The organism is Anaerobacillus sp. 63XJN7_5_ISO-PGPR-S23-430, from assembly GCF_056173695.1.
Window position 1 is genome coordinate 1185944 of record NZ_CM149686.1, and the last position, 15594, is coordinate 1201537.

11 protein-coding genes and 1 pseudogene are annotated in these 15594 nt (G+C 39.6%); 9 read left to right on the forward strand and 3 right to left on the reverse strand.

All coding sequences use genetic code 11. The features are described 5' to 3' along the window. The first annotated feature begins 28 nt into the window (after positions 1 to 28). From AC0VYJ_RS06480 to AC0VYJ_RS06510, 7 genes are all read left to right on the forward strand, one after another. On the forward strand, positions 29 to 3802 hold the full coding sequence (locus tag AC0VYJ_RS06480; RefSeq protein ID WP_475366894.1) for a GH32 C-terminal domain-containing protein: 3774 nt from the start codon (positions 29 to 31) through the stop codon (positions 3800 to 3802). Positions 3803 to 4066: 264 nt separating this feature from the next. After that, positions 4067 to 4693, forward strand: coding sequence for a YesL family protein (locus AC0VYJ_RS06485; protein WP_475366895.1), 627 nt, complete (start codon positions 4067 to 4069; stop codon positions 4691 to 4693). A gap of 60 nt (positions 4694 to 4753) precedes the next feature. Next, on the forward strand, positions 4754 to 5728 hold the full coding sequence (locus tag AC0VYJ_RS06490; RefSeq protein ID WP_475366896.1) for a LacI family DNA-binding transcriptional regulator: 975 nt from the start codon (positions 4754 to 4756) through the stop codon (positions 5726 to 5728). A 263-nt stretch (positions 5729 to 5991) separates the two neighbouring features. Then, complete coding sequence (locus AC0VYJ_RS06495) at positions 5992 to 6876, forward strand: ABC transporter permease (protein ID WP_475367470.1); 885 nt, start codon at positions 5992 to 5994, stop codon at positions 6874 to 6876. Between the two features lie 26 nt (positions 6877 to 6902). After that, positions 6903 to 7790, forward strand: coding sequence for a carbohydrate ABC transporter permease (locus AC0VYJ_RS06500; protein ID WP_475366897.1), 888 nt, complete (start codon positions 6903 to 6905; stop codon positions 7788 to 7790). 19 nt (positions 7791 to 7809) lie between these two features. Then, a complete protein-coding gene (locus AC0VYJ_RS06505) occupies positions 7810 to 9414 on the forward strand; it encodes an extracellular solute-binding protein (RefSeq protein ID WP_475366898.1) in 1605 nt (534 codons plus the stop codon). Further along, positions 9415 to 10866, forward strand: a complete 1452-nt coding sequence (locus AC0VYJ_RS06510; protein ID WP_475366899.1) for a glycoside hydrolase family 32 protein — start codon at positions 9415 to 9417, stop codon at positions 10864 to 10866. 242 nt (positions 10867 to 11108) lie between these two features. Here the strand turns inward: AC0VYJ_RS06510 and AC0VYJ_RS06515 are convergent, their stop codons facing one another. Further along, entirely contained in the window at positions 11109 to 12503 is a 1395-nt protein-coding gene (locus AC0VYJ_RS06515; RefSeq protein WP_475366900.1) for a Mur ligase family protein, read from the reverse strand. A gap of 192 nt (positions 12504 to 12695) precedes the next feature. Between AC0VYJ_RS06515 and AC0VYJ_RS06520 the strand changes: the two genes are divergently transcribed. Next, entirely contained in the window at positions 12696 to 14033 is a 1338-nt protein-coding gene (locus AC0VYJ_RS06520) for a YheC/YheD family endospore coat-associated protein (RefSeq protein WP_475366901.1), read from the forward strand. A 165-nt stretch (positions 14034 to 14198) separates the two neighbouring features. On the opposite strand, the gene AC0VYJ_RS06525 is transcribed toward AC0VYJ_RS06520, so the two are convergent. After that, a complete protein-coding gene (locus tag AC0VYJ_RS06525) occupies positions 14199 to 14441 on the reverse strand; it encodes a hypothetical protein (protein ID WP_430245072.1) in 243 nt (80 codons plus the stop codon). 342 nt (positions 14442 to 14783) lie between these two features. Here AC0VYJ_RS06525 and AC0VYJ_RS06530 point away from each other — a divergent pair, with 342 nt between their 5' ends. Continuing rightward, positions 14784 to 15239 carry a GNAT family N-acetyltransferase gene (locus tag AC0VYJ_RS06530; protein WP_475366902.1) on the forward strand — a complete coding sequence of 152 codons (456 nt, stop codon included), beginning with the start codon at positions 14784 to 14786 and terminating at the stop codon, positions 15237 to 15239. 131 nt (positions 15240 to 15370) lie between these two features. Here AC0VYJ_RS06530 and AC0VYJ_RS06535 read toward each other — a convergent pair. Continuing rightward, positions 15371 to 15493 (reverse strand): annotated as a pseudogene (locus AC0VYJ_RS06535) (transcriptional regulator); the annotation flags it as partial. Positions 15494 to 15594 lie beyond the last annotated feature (101 nt).

Consider the following 15594-nt stretch of genomic DNA (forward strand, 5'->3'; position numbering starts at 1 on the left):
CCATTAAATATAGTGAGGAGTTATGCTTTTGAATCGTTTAATGAATAATGATGAGATTGTTCGCAAATTTCTTATATTTACTGCATTCGGGTTAATGATAATGTTGTTGATCTGCAATAAGGTAACGGCAGAAGTGCAAGCAGAGCGTACAAAGGAAAATGAGGAGGTTTCAGCAATTAAAGCATCAACAAATTTAACGGATTGGGTCATTCATGGTGAAGGTACACTTGAAGATACAGTACAAGGGTTAAAGCTTACTTCGGGAGCAAATGAGAATGTAATGGCGATTTCAAACGTTCAATCAGAAAATTTTATATACCAATCTGATATACAGATATTAAATCAATCAGCAGATGCTACGTTGATATTTCGATCTAGTGAAGATGGCTGGGATTCCTATATGGTTCAAATAGTGCCGGATGCAGGACTGATTCGTCTACGTGATGCTCGGGACGAAAGTAGGTTAATAGAGGAATTTGACGTTAACATTCAAGAAGGTGAAATCTATCATTTAAAGGTGAAAGTAGTAGAAGACAATATTAAAGTATATTGGGAAGATCTATATACGCCAGTGATAGATTCGAATGTATCGCTTCATCATCATGGATACCTGGGGCTGAATGTTTGGAATGGGTCTGCACTATTTCAAAACGTGAAAGTGAGTGAACTTGCAACGAATTTGGGTCAGTCTCTAGTGGAAGAAGGAGATTGGGAACCAAACATTAAAGGATTAAAAGGAATAGCGCGAGAGAATGAAATAGTTAAGAAAATATATGACACACAGGCCAACAACTTCGTGTTAGAAGGTAATGTCTCCGTTGATGAAAAACAAATGGAGGCAGGTTTTACATTTCGCATGAATGAGGCTGGAACAGAGGGCTATCGAGCTTTGCTTAAGAAGCAAGGGGATGAAGTTGCAGTACAATTACAAAAAGCAGATGGTACGGTACTCGGGGAATCTAGTCGAAGTTTCAAGTCACAAACCAATACTAAACACCACTTGGAAATCATAGTGAATGACGAACAAATCACAATCTATCTAGATGGCTACGCAGATCCCGCAATTGAATTAACAGATAGTAGTTATACTAGTGGTTTAGCAGGATTGATGGTTTTAAGAGGTGCAGCTTATTTTCAAGATGTTTACTTAGTTTCTTCAGATAGTTATTATAAAGAAAATTATAGGCCTGATTATCATTATACACCGGCTCGAGAATCGGCAAGTGATCCAAATGGGCTAGTCTATTTTGAAGGTGAATATCATCTGTTTCATCAGAACGGTGGACAATGGGCACATGCAGTTAGTGAAGATTTAGTTAATTGGAAGCATCTACCTATAGCTTTGCCATGGAATGATTATGGTCATGTATGGTCAGGATCTGCTGTGGCAGATTTAAATAATGATTCCGGCCTATTTTCAGATACTGGGGGTAAAGGACTGGTAGCATATTATACTTCTTTTAATCCAGATGCCGATAATGGCAATCAACGAATTGGTCTTGCGTATAGTACGGATCGAGGTCGTACGTGGGAATATTCAGAAGAACATCCGATCGTTATAGAGAATCCTGGAAGTAATGGAGAAAATCCAGGCGGTTGGGATTTTCGTGATCCCAAAGTGGTGCGTGATGAAGCGAATGACCGCTGGGTGATGGTTGTTTCGGGAGGAGATCATATTAGATTTTTCACTTCCCATGATCTTATTAACTGGGAACACACCCAGAACTTCGGCTATGGTGACTACATTCGTGGAGGGGTATGGGAATGTCCGGATTTGTTTCAGCTTGAAGTCGACAATACAGGAGAGAAGAAGTGGGTCCTCATGCTTAGTACAGGAGCCAATCCGAATACAGAGGGATCAGATGCAGAGTATTTTATTGGAGACCTAACACCTGACGGCAAATTCATCAATGACAATCAACCTGGAGAGGTATTGAAAACAGATTATGGGAAGGAATTTTATGCCTCTATGTCGTTTGCAAATATGCCGGATAACCGTCGTGTTACGATGGCATGGATGACGAATTGGGACTATCCATTTGCCTTCCCGACAGAAGGATGGAATGGTCAACTAACGATTCCAAGAGAACTACGACTCACCTTAACAGATATAGGCATTAGACTAGCACAATCGCCGATTAAAGAATTAGAAACAATTCAAAGAACCGTTTTTGAAACAGAGAATAAGCTTGTATCTCCAAAGAATGACAGTAATTTATTAAACAAAGTAAACGAAGCTTCCTATCAATTAGAAGCGGAAATTGAAATTCCTGCTGGTAGTGATGTGACAGAGTTTGGTTTTCACGTTCGTGAAGGTTCTGAACAAAAAACTGTTGTCGGATATAATAATGCGGAACAGAAATTATTTGTGGATCGTTCCGAGTCAGGCAGGACGGATTTTTCGAATGAATTTACTACAACCCATACGACAGGATTACAACCGAAAAATCAGCGAATTAAATTAAATATACTAGTGGATAACGGGTCTATTGAGGTTTTTGCTAATGATGGGGAGACAGTTTTTTCAGATCTCATTTTTCCGGATGCAACGAGCAGGGGAGTTAGCTTTTATACTGAAGGTGGTCAAGTTCAAATTATTTCCTTGAAAGTACACTCTTTAGAGGATATTTGGGATCGGGAAATGGAAGATGGACCCCAAATTGTACTTGATAAACGTGAAAAAGAAATGAATATTGGGGATAAGCTAGCTGTTAATGCGGCAACTAAAGGTATTAACGGGAATGGAACGAAAAAACTTAAATGGAAAACGTCTGATTCCGATATTGTGAGTCTTCGCTCTTCTACTAATAACACCGCCTTAATTGAAGCTGCAGGCGCTGGCAAAGCAACGATTACAGTTTCTACGCCAAATAACAAGGTGTCTGAGAGTTTTGAAGTGAATGTATTTGAGGGGGATTTTAATACTAATCTTACTGGTTGGAAGTCAGATATTGATACCGTCAAATGGGTTGCAACTGAAGAAGGAATTCGCGGATTACATACCGGTGATTCCAATTATATAGCTGAGAATACTGGGGGCGACTTTGTTTATGAAGCAGAAATGACACTTCATGAATCTGGAGGTGCCGGTGCTATTCTTTTTCGTGCCAGTGAAGATGGTAGAAGTGGTTATTATTTTAATTTAGATCCTAATATGAACGCTTTCCGTCTTTTTTATAAAATAAATGGAAGCTTTGAAAAGCGTATGGTAATCGGTAAGGTTCCAACATTTATTCAGCCAGGGAAGACCTATAATGTGAGAATATCAGCTAATGGTCCCCGTATTCAAATTGATGTAGACGGGGAAAAGATAATGGATATAAGAGATGGAACCTTTGCAGAGGGACATTTTGGTTTAAATGTATTCGGAGGCAGAGCGGTCTTTCAAAATGTAAAGGTTAGTAACGTATCTGAAGCTGCTTTACGTGAAACGACCTTTATTAATCAAAGAACAGGTCAATCTCTTTATGCAGCTTCTTCTCAAAATGGGGTGCCTGTCACTGCTGATGAAGAGCCTACGACCTGGACACTTATACCAACTGGTGATGAGCATGACTCTTATTCCATACGAGCGAAAGCTAGCAAAGCAATTGATTTTGATTCGGTACAGAAGAAAATTCAATTATACGATTACCTTGGTTATGATAATCAGAGATGGATCATTCAAGAGAATGATAATCAAACCGTCACCATCTTATCTTTGTTCAATGATGAGGCAATGACTATATCAGAGGATGGGAATATCATGCTTCAACCATATGATCCAGAGAATACACGCCAACAGTGGGTTACATCGAATTAAGAATACTAGAATCTTAATTTTGTTCTCTCTCCTAGTTTCTAACGGGCGTGCTGTGGATTATTAAATGAAAGAGGAAGTTGAGAGTGACTTCCTTCTTTCTCTATTTATTAATTGCGTTTGGTTTCTTCCAATTAATAACATAATGATAAAGTATTGTGAAAAGTGCTAGAAGAAGGAAGATATAGTGAAGGGTTTATCTGAATGAAATTTCGTCTGCCTTTCGTTTTCAGTAAAGATTTATCAAAGCAGTGGAGGGTTATGATCATGGAGATGTCACGCTGGTATTTAAGACTTGGCACCTGGGCGTTTAATCTGTTTTTGTTGAATTTATTATGGTTCTTTTTCACATGTACTGGCTTGATCGTACTGGGGATATTTCCAGCTACTGCGGCTCTATTTGCTGTTCTTCGGCGCACTATTATAGAAGATAATGACCTTCCAGTATTGAAGCTTTTTGTAAGGAATTTTAGAACGGAATTTATAAAGGCTAATCTTTTGGGGTATCTTTATGTTTTATTTGGATTGGTGTTGTACATGTATTTTCAAGTTGTTCAGCTTATCTCATACAATCAATTGCAAAGCATTATGGTTAATATAACGGTTGTTATCAGCGTCTTGTATTTCATTACATCTTTGTATGTCTTTCCGTTATTTGTCCATTTTGACCAAAAGAGTTTTCAGTATTTGAAAAATGCTTTAATATTAGCGGTAGGTAGGCCGGTACGAACGATAATGATGCTCCTAGGACTACTGTTGTTAACGTATATTTGTTTCCGTATAACAGTACTCATTCCTGTAATAGGCATTAGTTTGTCTTGCTATGTTATTATGTGGACCGCTTTGAAATCGCTGCCAAAGGAAACGAAAACCCTGGAATACACGAAGGGATGATTTCTCAAATACTTAAGTAATTAGTGAATTGATATGGAAAAAGTTGCGAGGAGATGGATGATGAAAAGGGTAAAGTTAGATGATGTTGCAAAAGCAGCAGGAGTAACGCGCACAACAGTTTCTAGAGTGATTAATAATCGCGGATATATAAGTGAGCGTACGAGAAAAAAAGTAAAAGAAGCGATGGAAGAATTAAATTATTATCCGAACGATCTGGCGCGGTCTCTTTATAAAAAAAAGACGCGCTTTATAGGATTAATCGTACCTACTATAAGCAATCCGTTCTTTGGAGAGCTGACTTTTAATGTTGAAAATATGTTGGCGGATTTAGGCTATAAGGTTATTTTGTGTAACAGTCTGGATAATCAAGAAAAAGAAGAGTCTTATTCGGATATGTTGATTCGCCATCAGGTCGATGGAATAATAGTTTGTTCCCATAACAGGGGAATTAGTACCTATCAACGTCAAAACATCCCGGTTGTAGCCGTTGATAGGTATTTATCAACAACAGTTCCTGTGATATCTTCAGATAATTACCAGGGAGGGAAAATGGCTGTCGAGCATTTGATAGAAAAAGGTTGTAAGAATATTGTACATATCAATGGCCCGGCTCAGTTAGAGACCCCTACACAGTTAAGAAGAAAAGCTTACGAGGATATTATAACAAACCCAATTACTTATGAAATTCAAGATGTATTTGATGTACAGCAAACGATAGAGCTAATACGAAAGATCTTTGCCGAAGTTCCGCAAGTGGATGGCATTTTTGCAAGTGATGATATGATTGGTGTTTCTTGTTTAAATGTTGCTAGAGAGATGGGGATTGAGGTTCCAGATCAATTGAAAATTGTCGGCTATGACGGGACAAAAACACTAATGAATATTCAACCCAACTTAACAACCATCAGGCAACCTATTGAAAGTTTGGCTAAGAGTACAGTGAACACCCTTCTGAAATTAGTTGACGACCCGGAAGCAACAGTTGATTTAGAAACGGTACTACCGGTCCAATTACTGAAAAACAGAACAACTTAAATTTTTGAATCGCTACTACTTTTTTATGTCAACCGGTTGATATTTGTAAGCGGTTGCTATATGATATGAACAAATAATGTAAATTTTTAAAAAAGGGGGTTACATCATCACAATATGTCAACCGGTTGACTTAAATCACATTCTGATTTGAAGGGGGAGTTTTTTTGGAGAATAAAAACATTTTATCTAACACCTTGCCAAAAACGAGTCAAGCAATAAAGCGTAAAGAGAAGTCACAAACAAAACGTCAACATAAAAAAAATATGCGCACCAATTATATCCTCTATCTATTTCTGCTTCCCGCTATCATCCTGACACTTGTCTTCCATTATGTGCCCATGTATGGAACCGTTATTGCATTTAAGGACTTCAGTCCGACAAAAGGAATTTGGGGAAGTGATTGGGTCGGGCTAGAGCACTTCACTAACTTTCTACAGTCGCCCAATTTTCTGAGTATCTTGATGAATACAATAAAGCTCAGTTCTTTCGATTTGATCATTGGCTTTCCTATTCCGGTCATTCTGGCCCTCATGTTAAATCAGTTAAAACGGGCTCAGGTCAAGAAGAACGTCCAATTAATTCTTTATGCACCGCATTTTATTTCAGTAGTAGTAATCTCCGGAATGTTGTTTATTTTCCTTTCTCCCACAGGGCCGATAAACAGTATAATGACACTTTTCACTAATGAACCATATTCATTTATGTCTGATCCAGATGCATTCCGATCCATTTATATTTTCTCGGGCGTATGGCAGAGCGCTGGATTTGCATCGATTATCTATGTGGCAGCACTGTCGAATGTTGATCCTCAGCTCCATGACGCTGCTACGATTGATGGAGCATCTTTGCTCCAAAGAATAAGACATATTGATCTTCCTACACTGAAGCCAGTTATGGCCGTATTGTTCATATTGGCTGCGGGTGGAATTATGGCTATTGGATTTGAAAAAGCCTATTTATTGCAAACAAGTATGAACTTGCCTGCTTCAGAGATTATACCAACCTACGTTTATAAACGCGGACTACAGGCAGGAGATTATTCATTTGCAACAGCCGTAGGATTATTCAATGCCGTTATCAATGTATTCTTACTGTTCTTTGTGAATTATGTCGTCAAGAAACTTAATGATGGTGAAGGTCTTGTGTAAAAAGCGATAGAGGGAGTGGGAAGAAGATGAACAATATAATTAACAATTCACGGAAAGACCGATATCTACTCATTATTAACAAAATTCTTTTGTCGGTTATTGTTTTAATCGTGTTAGTACCTCTTATGTATGTGCTGCTGGGTTCTTTTCTCCAGCCGAGTATCTTGTTAACTAAAGGGTTCTCACTGAATCCCGATCATTGGACAATTGATGGCTATTCACAAATTTTTGCCGATGGGACGATTATGAGGGGATTCTTTAATTCCATATTATACGCTACTACATTTACGTTTATATCTGTACTAGTTGCAGTGCTTGCAGGATATTCCTTATCCGTTGACAATCTGGCTTGGAAAAAGAGCATCATGTTTTTCTTCTTACTTACCATGTTTTTCAGTGGTGGGTTGATTCCTACATACTTGGTGGTTCGAGGTCTTGGATTGTTAGATACGATTTGGGCAGTTATTCTACCTGGCTCCGTCTCTGTCTGGAATATCATTTTGGCAAGAACTTACTTTAAAGGGCTTCCAAAAGAATTAAAAGAAGCGGCCAGGATTGACGGTGCCTCCGACTTTATGATTTTCGTAAAGATTATTATTCCATTATCTAAGCCGATTATATTTGTGCTGGCACTATACGCTTTCATTGGACAGTGGAATGCTTACTTTGAGGCCATGATTTATTTGGATGATCAGACTAAATACCCGCTACAGCTCATTTTGCGTTCTATACTAATACAAAATGAAGTCCAACCTGGGATGATCTCAGATCAATTGGCTATGGCTGAAATGCAAAGGTTATCAGAAATGATTAAATACTCATCCATTGTGCTAGCTAGTTTACCTTTACTAGTTATGTATCCATTTTTTCAGAAGTACTTCGAAAAGGGTGTTATGGTAGGCTCATTAAAATAATGAATAGAGGAGAAATGTTATGAAAAAGGTAAAGAACGCGTTGTTTGGAGTGGTGTTAGGGTCGTTGCTACTATCAGGATGCTCAAATGAACAAAGTGCTGCTAAGGATTACGAGCTATCAGATATTACCTTCCCAGTTGAAGAGGATGTCACGCTTAAGTTTATGACTGGAAGCTCTCCGATGGCTCCGGAAGATCCAAATGATAAATTAATAAGTCAACGTTTGGAAGAAGAAACAGGTGTGCATATTGAGTGGGATAGTTATTCAGGAGAAGCGTTTGTTGAGAAGAGAAATTTAGCAATGTCAAGCGGTGACTTTCCAGATGCGATTATGAACTCTGGATATAGTGACTATGAATTATTAAACCTTGCAGATGATGAAGCGATCATTCCTGTAGAAGATTTAATTGAGGATTATATGCCAAATTTACAAAAGGTGTTTAAACAGGCACCAGAATATAAGGAAATGGTAACTGCACCAGATGGTCATATCTATTCTTTTCCATGGATCGAGGAGTTAGGTACTGGTAAAGAAAAGATTCAGGCAGTAGAGGGCACAGGTTGGATTAATGTGAAATGGCTGGATGAATTAGGACTGGAGATGCCTCAAACGACGAAGGAATTAGAAGAAGTACTCAAGGCGTTTCGAGATCAAGATCCTGCGGGTGAAGGACAAACGATTCCTATGTCCTTTATTTTAAACGGGGGACAAGAGGACCCTGCCTTCTTATTCGGCTCGTTTGGTGAAGGGGACAACTGGAATCATACGGTCGTTTCAAATGATAAAGAAGTCGTATTCACGCCAACTACAGATGGTTATAAAGAGGCGATTAACTATTTACATGGTCTTTATCAGGAGGATTTAATTGACGTGGAAGCGTTTGAACAAGATTGGAACAATTATGTTGCCAAGGGTGGTAACGAACGCTACGGTGTATATTTCACATGGGATAAGAATAACATCTCAGGTGAAAATTATGAGTTGTTGCCTGCTTTGGAAGGACCGGATGGTCAAAAAAATGTAGCCGTAAGCAACTCGCTTGGTTTTGATCGATCAAGAATGATCATCACGAGTTCTAATCAGAATCTGGAGTTAACAGCAAAATGGATTGATCAGATGTATGCTCCACTTCAGTCCGTTCAAAATAATTGGGGCACATATGGAGATGAAGAGAAACAAAATATCTTCGAATATGATGAAAACGAGGAGATGTTAAAACATTTAGAACTAGAAGGAACAGCTCCAGTTGAATTACGGGAACAATCAGCGCTTGGTGGTCCGTTAGCTATACTGAATAGCTACTTTGGCGAAATTACAACAATGCCAGGTGATGCTGCCTGGAGAATGGATTTACTTCATGAGAAGCTAGTCCCTTACATGAACGCAGATTATACGTACCCGAATGTATTTCTTGAACTAGAAGAACTCGAAACAATTTCTGAAATTGAGGCAGATTTATTTCCTTATGTGGAAAGAAAGCGCTCAGAATGGATTGTCAACGGTACAGTGGATGAAGAATGGGAAGCTAGCTTGGAAGAATTGGAGCGTTTAGGCTTAACGGAATGGATGGAAATTAAGCAAAATGCATTTAACAAATATATGGAAGCACAGGAGGACAAGTAATTGAAAACGCAAGACTTGCTAACATATAGACCTTACTTACATTTTGCTCCTAAAAAATATTGGTTGAATGATCCCAATGGCATGGTTTACTTTAAAGGCGAATATCATCTGTTTTTTCAGCACAATCCCAAAGACAATATACATGGCCCTATGCACTGGGGCCATGCAGTAAGTAAAGATATGATCACTTGGGAACAACTGGGTATTGCTTTATACCCTGATGAACTTGGAACGATATTTTCCGGGAGTGTCGTGGTGGATTGGAACAACACATCTGGATTCTTTCCGAATGAACCTGGTTTAGTGGCGATATTTACCCACCATTTACATGAAGAAGGGAAGATGCCTGTTCAAAGGCAAAGTCTTGCATTTAGCCATGACGACGGGAGAACCTGGACAAAATATAAGCATAATCCAGTCCTTGTTGACGATGCAAAAGTAGACTTTAGAGATCCAAAAGTTATATGGCATAACAATACAAGTCGATGGGTGATGGTTGTAGCAACCGGTCAAACGATATCAATTTATTCATCTATTAATCTAATAGACTGGGAATTTGAGAGTGAATTTGGAGAATCGGTAGGGTCTCATGAAGGAGTATGGGAATGTCCTGATTTGTTCGAGCTACCGGTCACTGGAAGTAACAAATCCGAATGGGTGTTGCTAGTTAGCATTGGGGATAATCCGGAATTTGAGAATGGTTCGCGTACTCAATATTTTGTCGGCTCCTTTGATGGCCAAAACTTTTTAAACCATCATGAAGATATTAAGTGGTTAGACGCAGGAAAAGATAATTATGCCGGGGTAAGCTTTTCTGATATTCCTGAGAAGGACGGGAGGAGGATTTACCTTGCATGGATGAGTAATTGGCGCTATGCAAATGAAGTTCCTACCTATGGTTGGAGAAGCCAAATGACGTTACCGCGCGTTCTTCAACTCCATCAAGAGCAGGAAAGCTATACAATTATTCAAACCCCTGTGCAAGAGCTAGATTCTTATTTTACTGAATCCAAAACCCTAAGTAATGTGGGTGTCTCAGCTGATTCACCGCTAAAGCTTAAGTTGGATGAACCGTATTTCAAAATGAACTTTGTTATTGAGAGTATGGATGCTGAAACTTATAAGGTTATGTTACATCACTCTGCTGAACATTTTACCTCCATTCACATCGACACGAAAAAGGGAGAATTGTCACTGGACAGGAGTGCATCAGGGGAAGTGGATTTTTCTAGAAATTTCACTCATGTTCAAACAGTAAAAATCGATTGTACAGAGGAGATGAAACTTACGGCAGTGGCTGATGCTTCTTCCATAGAGTTATTCATCAATGATGGAAAATACGCATTAACCAGTTTGGTCTATCCTGACAAAATATGCTCAGAGCTTTCTGTATCTAGTGTAGGAGGGGAAATTAACATAGCTAAATGCACTCTTTCAGTGCCAAGTAAGTAGGTTTCTCTTCAAGATAAAGTTTGACGTAAATGAAGAATAGATAGAATTTACCGCCAACTAGAATGAAGCAAAGATCAACTAAACAAAAGCCTTATCTCAATTATAGAGCAATTGAGATGAGGCTTGTTTTTTTGCATAGCCTTGTATCAAAACCAATCATAGTGGAATTTCAGTACATATTGCTTTACGTTTTCAGTTGAAAAATACGGTTTTACGATAGAGAACGGAACTCATTATGCTTGTTAATTTCTTTTCGATTTCACTACGAGTGATTGTAGCGTATCGCTAAACGATCTTCGCATCGATGTTTTTAAAAGAATCGACGTTTGAGGGGAGGCGAACTGATCTAAGAGCGTGAGCAGCTGCGATTGCGTTGTCACGTTATGAATGGCTGACGGATTCATGCCTAACTTAGCGGCTTCGCTACAAATCGGATAGGCGTTTTTCCCGACGGCGATTAGCACATCCACGTCTTTCTTCGCGACAAGCGCACCGACTTTGCGATGCTCCTGCTCGGCGTAGTGACCGAGCTCTTCCATTTCACCGAGGACGGCAACTGTTTTTCTTCCCTGAGCGGTTTCAATAAGAACTTCCAATGCCGCTTCGATAGAAGTTGGATTTGTATTCCACGTGTCATCAATAAGCAGGCTGCCCTTTTTTCCTTCATAGAATTGCAAATGACTTTTGACATGGTGAAAGGACTTCAAGCGACGAATGGCATCTGGAATCTTTACGCCAACGAGGGAGGAAGCGGCGATCGCTGCGAGCGCATTGAAGACGTTATGCGTACCGTATCCTGGTACAAAACAAGAAAATTCACCTTCACGACAAACAAGGATAAAATCCATGCCGTTCTTCTGAAGATTGAACCGAATGCTGTGTGCTCGGAAATGAGCTGATGAATCCTGTCCATAGTAAAGAACCTTACCGGTAAACTCGCTTAGATCAAGGTTTCGAATCGTTTCATCGTCCCGATTTAATAGAATCGTCCCGTTCTTTCCAACGGCTTTTAACATCTTCGCTTTTTCCGCGATATACGCATCCTGACTTAGAAATCCCTCGATGTGATCCGTACCAATGGCTGTGATAATACCGATCTGTGGCCGGAAATAATGAGCGGAATAAAGAAGCTGATTAGACCCAGAGACTCCCATCTCAAACACAGCACTGTCTGTTGCATCATCAATTTCTAGTAAATAATCGAGGTTTCTCGCCAGTCCATTATGACTTAACTTCGTACTAACAACGCGATCTCTTTCCTTCAAAATCCACGTGATCATTTCCTTCGTCGTTGTTTTACCGCAGGTGCCTGTCACCCCAATGACAGGTAGCTGAAATAAGCCTCTGTAAAACGAAATAAAGCGATAATACGCTTTTCTAACGTCTTCTACATAAATGACCGTTACGTCTTCTTTCACATTTTTAAGAGCTTTCGGGTTAGAGGTGACAACCATGATATTTTTCGCTTTATCTGGTAAAGGCATGGACGACTTTCGTTTAAGCATAAAAACTAACGACTGATCTGTAATAAGGTGCTCTCCATATTTTGCGGCGTTTTTCACTGTTTTTGCGGTGCTTCCAGATAGAACCGTTCCTTCTAGAACAGGAAGGAGCCGTGGCAGTGGAAGATGCTTCATATTAACCACACTTTCGCTTTAGACTTACTCCTATCTTATTCCAGACAAGGGGGAGGTGTACGGGCATATCTCTCCTGTCATTCTACCAATCTTTTAGGAGCACATTCCTATTTACTTCCAAATGCATATACTACCTTCGTAGTCAGTCGGAAGAGAATGATATGTTTTATGCAATGGAGCGGAGGGAGTAGGATGTTAGGCGTCAAACCGTACCTTCAGAAAAATGATCGGTTGATTGTATCGAACAAAACTCACATTAGTCGCGAGGTACAATCGGAAAAGACTTATCGTATTCAATTTGGCATCAAATACTGGAACGTCACTGTATATCATTCAGATTATGCGAAAGAAGATGAACTCCATCTCTCAACGAATGTAATTGAAGAGCTCGACCTCCCATTATCGTGTCATTATGATGTTATCGTGCAAGGTGACACGATCATTATCGGTCCATTTATTGGGATTCTTTGCGAATTAACAAACAAAAAGCTAGTCGAACTAGTATCCACATACAAAAGCTTCGTCAAAGGCTACCGCGCGATCGGCGGCGCGGTGATAGTCTTCTCTATCGAAGGGATTCAGAAAGAAAAGCGAATGATCAACGGCTTTCTTTATCATCCCGTGAAAAAAGTCTGGGAAGTTATAAAGCTCCCTTATCCTGCCGTCGTGATGTCCATTGCCGAGCCAAGCTTAACGTCCTCCTGGGAGAAGTTTCACGAGTGCATGACCGATTTTGAACTTCGTTTAGGAGGAAGAGTGTTTAACTATCCCCATTTCTCAAAATGGGAAATGTATCAAATGTTGCGTCCTGAATTTAAAGAATATCTGCCGGAAACCGTGCTGTACGAGGATGTGCAGAGCGTCCGCGACATGCTGCGTAGACATGATAGCATCTATATCAAGCCATTAAACGGCCGATTAGGGAAAAGCATATTGAATGTGAAGAAGGAGAAACATCACATTATCGTGAAATACGATGAGAACCGAAGAAGACGCGAAGAACGTTTCGAGAGTAAAGAGGAGAGCGATGTCTTTTTCCGGAAGCATCTTGAGACAAATAGCTTTCTTATTCAGCAAACGATCCCACTCAAAACATATGAACAAAGAGTTATCGATTTTCGCGTGATGACTTCAAAGAATCATAAAGGAATGTGGGAAACAATCGGGATCTATTCACGCTATGGCGCAAAAGGGCAAATCGTCAGCAACATTACGGCCGGCGGTCATACCGAAATAGCGAGGGCAACGTTAAAAAACGTCTGGAAGCTACAGGACAAAGAAATTCAAAGGGTAGAAGAAGAAATGAAACGCGTCGTGTTAAACTCGATTCAGAAAATCGAAGAACAGGGCTACCATCTAGCCAATATCGGCGTTGATATCGGATTAGACGACAACTGTCAGATCTCAATCATTGAAATCAATCATCAAAATCCCGATCCGTATATTGCGATGATGGCGAAGGATCGACTGGCGTTCTATACGAGCCGGTATCAGAATATGAGATATGCACGGTATTTGGGTGGGTTTTAGGTGGGGGATAATTTATGTAGAGAAAACTTCAGTTGGTGTGGGTTTTATAGGTGAATAATTAGAAATAAGCTAGCTATCCTTTTAAATCTTCTTACAAAAAGCTAATCGAGATTAGCACATAAGAAAAGGATAGCTATATTACTCTAATGACATTCTTCAGACGCTTCATTGATTGAACCTTTCAGCAAATTCAACTATCGGATCGACGCGGAAACAAAGCGGCTTCATCTCTTTAAACGAACACATCACTTGATCGGATGATTCATCAAAGAAGACGATCGCATAATCATCATCACTTTCCGAGAAAACACGCTGCCCATAAGGTAGCGAATCATCATGTTGAAGTGTAATATCCTCTATATCAAATGTTGAATAAATCCATTCTTGTACTCGCTCACGAGCTTCCATGTTTTAACCTCCTTTAGTAATCACTACTCCTATTGTTACCCGGATTAAATGATGATTAAGCCATTTTTATGTTATTTTAAGTAACAGAGACCTTTTTTAGATGGGTGAAAATGGCACGTAATAGGCGGCGAAATAACGGTTGAAATCGGACGGAATGAGGTTTTAGATCCTAGAGGAAAAGCATTTAGCGAGATTAGTATTAGTGAATGTTAGAATGATTCTAGTTAGCTAATAAAAAGTGATTTTAGCCAATATATTTCGTTTTTAGCCAATAAAATGATAAATTAGCCAATATATTGGTATTTCGGCCAATAAACAGCCGTTTACCGGAGGAGAGACGTTATGAAATTTCATTTTGTTCCAATCTCATTCGAATCTGCACAGGAGATTGATGATTGGCACTATGAGGGAAAGTTTGCTGACCTTTATATGACCCCTTACTTTATATCTGGTGAGAAAAATGGTGTTTTCACAGGTCCTGGGGGCTGCGATGGATTTGTCGCTATGCATGAAGGGACTGTTTCAGGTTTATTTGAGTTTACGATCGTCGATGAAGGATTGGAGATCGGACTTGCTTTAGCTCCTGATTTAATTGGAAAGGGAATAGGTCCCGATTTCGTTAAACAGGGCATTGCTTTCGGTTTAGAGCAATATGAAGGCGTGAACGATTTTATCCAGTTAGAAGTGGCTGCCGCAAACAAACCGGCCATGCGCGTGTATGAAAAGGTAGGGTTTGTGAAGACAAACCAGTCCGCAGATCAGGTTGAAATGAGGCTTCCCGTAAAGCAGAAGCTTTAATACTGGTATTAAAAAAACTATGGTCTATCAGTACATAATCGCCTCTCACTGTTTGGCCCCATTCAAGCATTATTGAATGGGGCCATTCGTTGTGTTTCGGAAAATGGGGAGAGGGATTGTCTCTTCGATTTGAGCGATAGAACCGATGGAATGCGGTATCCTGATTCATAACCAGCGTAGTTAGCTAGGCTAAGGTGGTCGGCCGTTGCTTGTATGGACCAATTCCGTAGTTCCGTTAAATGTTTTAGCCTCATATAAAACGCGAGCTATAGAAACTTTTTACATAGATTAGCTTAACCAAATAAAAGCTTCTATAAAAAGGTACGCCTATTAAGTACAAAAGCCTTGAACTATT

What these genes read in the sequence shown, in the direction of transcription:
- AC0VYJ_RS06485 (WP_475366895.1), top strand. Translation starts at nt 4,067, where the DNA reads ATGGAGATGTCACGCTGGTATTTAAGACTTGGCACCTGGGCGTTTAAT.
- AC0VYJ_RS06490 (WP_475366896.1), top strand. Translation starts at nt 4,754, where the DNA reads ATGAAAAGGGTAAAGTTAGATGATGTTGCAAAAGCAGCAGGAGTAACG.
- AC0VYJ_RS06495 (WP_475367470.1), top strand. Translation starts at nt 5,992, where the DNA reads ATGCGCACCAATTATATCCTCTATCTATTTCTGCTTCCCGCTATCATC.
- AC0VYJ_RS06500 (WP_475366897.1), top strand. Translation starts at nt 6,903, where the DNA reads ATGAACAATATAATTAACAATTCACGGAAAGACCGATATCTACTCATT.
- AC0VYJ_RS06505 (WP_475366898.1), top strand. Translation starts at nt 7,810, where the DNA reads ATGAAAAAGGTAAAGAACGCGTTGTTTGGAGTGGTGTTAGGGTCGTTG.
- AC0VYJ_RS06515 (WP_475366900.1), bottom strand. Translation starts at nt 12,503, where the DNA reads ATGAAGCATCTTCCACTGCCACGGCTCCTTCCTGTTCTAGAAGGAACG.
- AC0VYJ_RS06520 (WP_475366901.1), top strand. Translation starts at nt 12,696, where the DNA reads ATGTTAGGCGTCAAACCGTACCTTCAGAAAAATGATCGGTTGATTGTA.
- AC0VYJ_RS06525 (WP_430245072.1), bottom strand. Translation starts at nt 14,441, where the DNA reads ATGGAAGCTCGTGAGCGAGTACAAGAATGGATTTATTCAACATTTGAT.
- AC0VYJ_RS06530 (WP_475366902.1), top strand. Translation starts at nt 14,784, where the DNA reads ATGAAATTTCATTTTGTTCCAATCTCATTCGAATCTGCACAGGAGATT.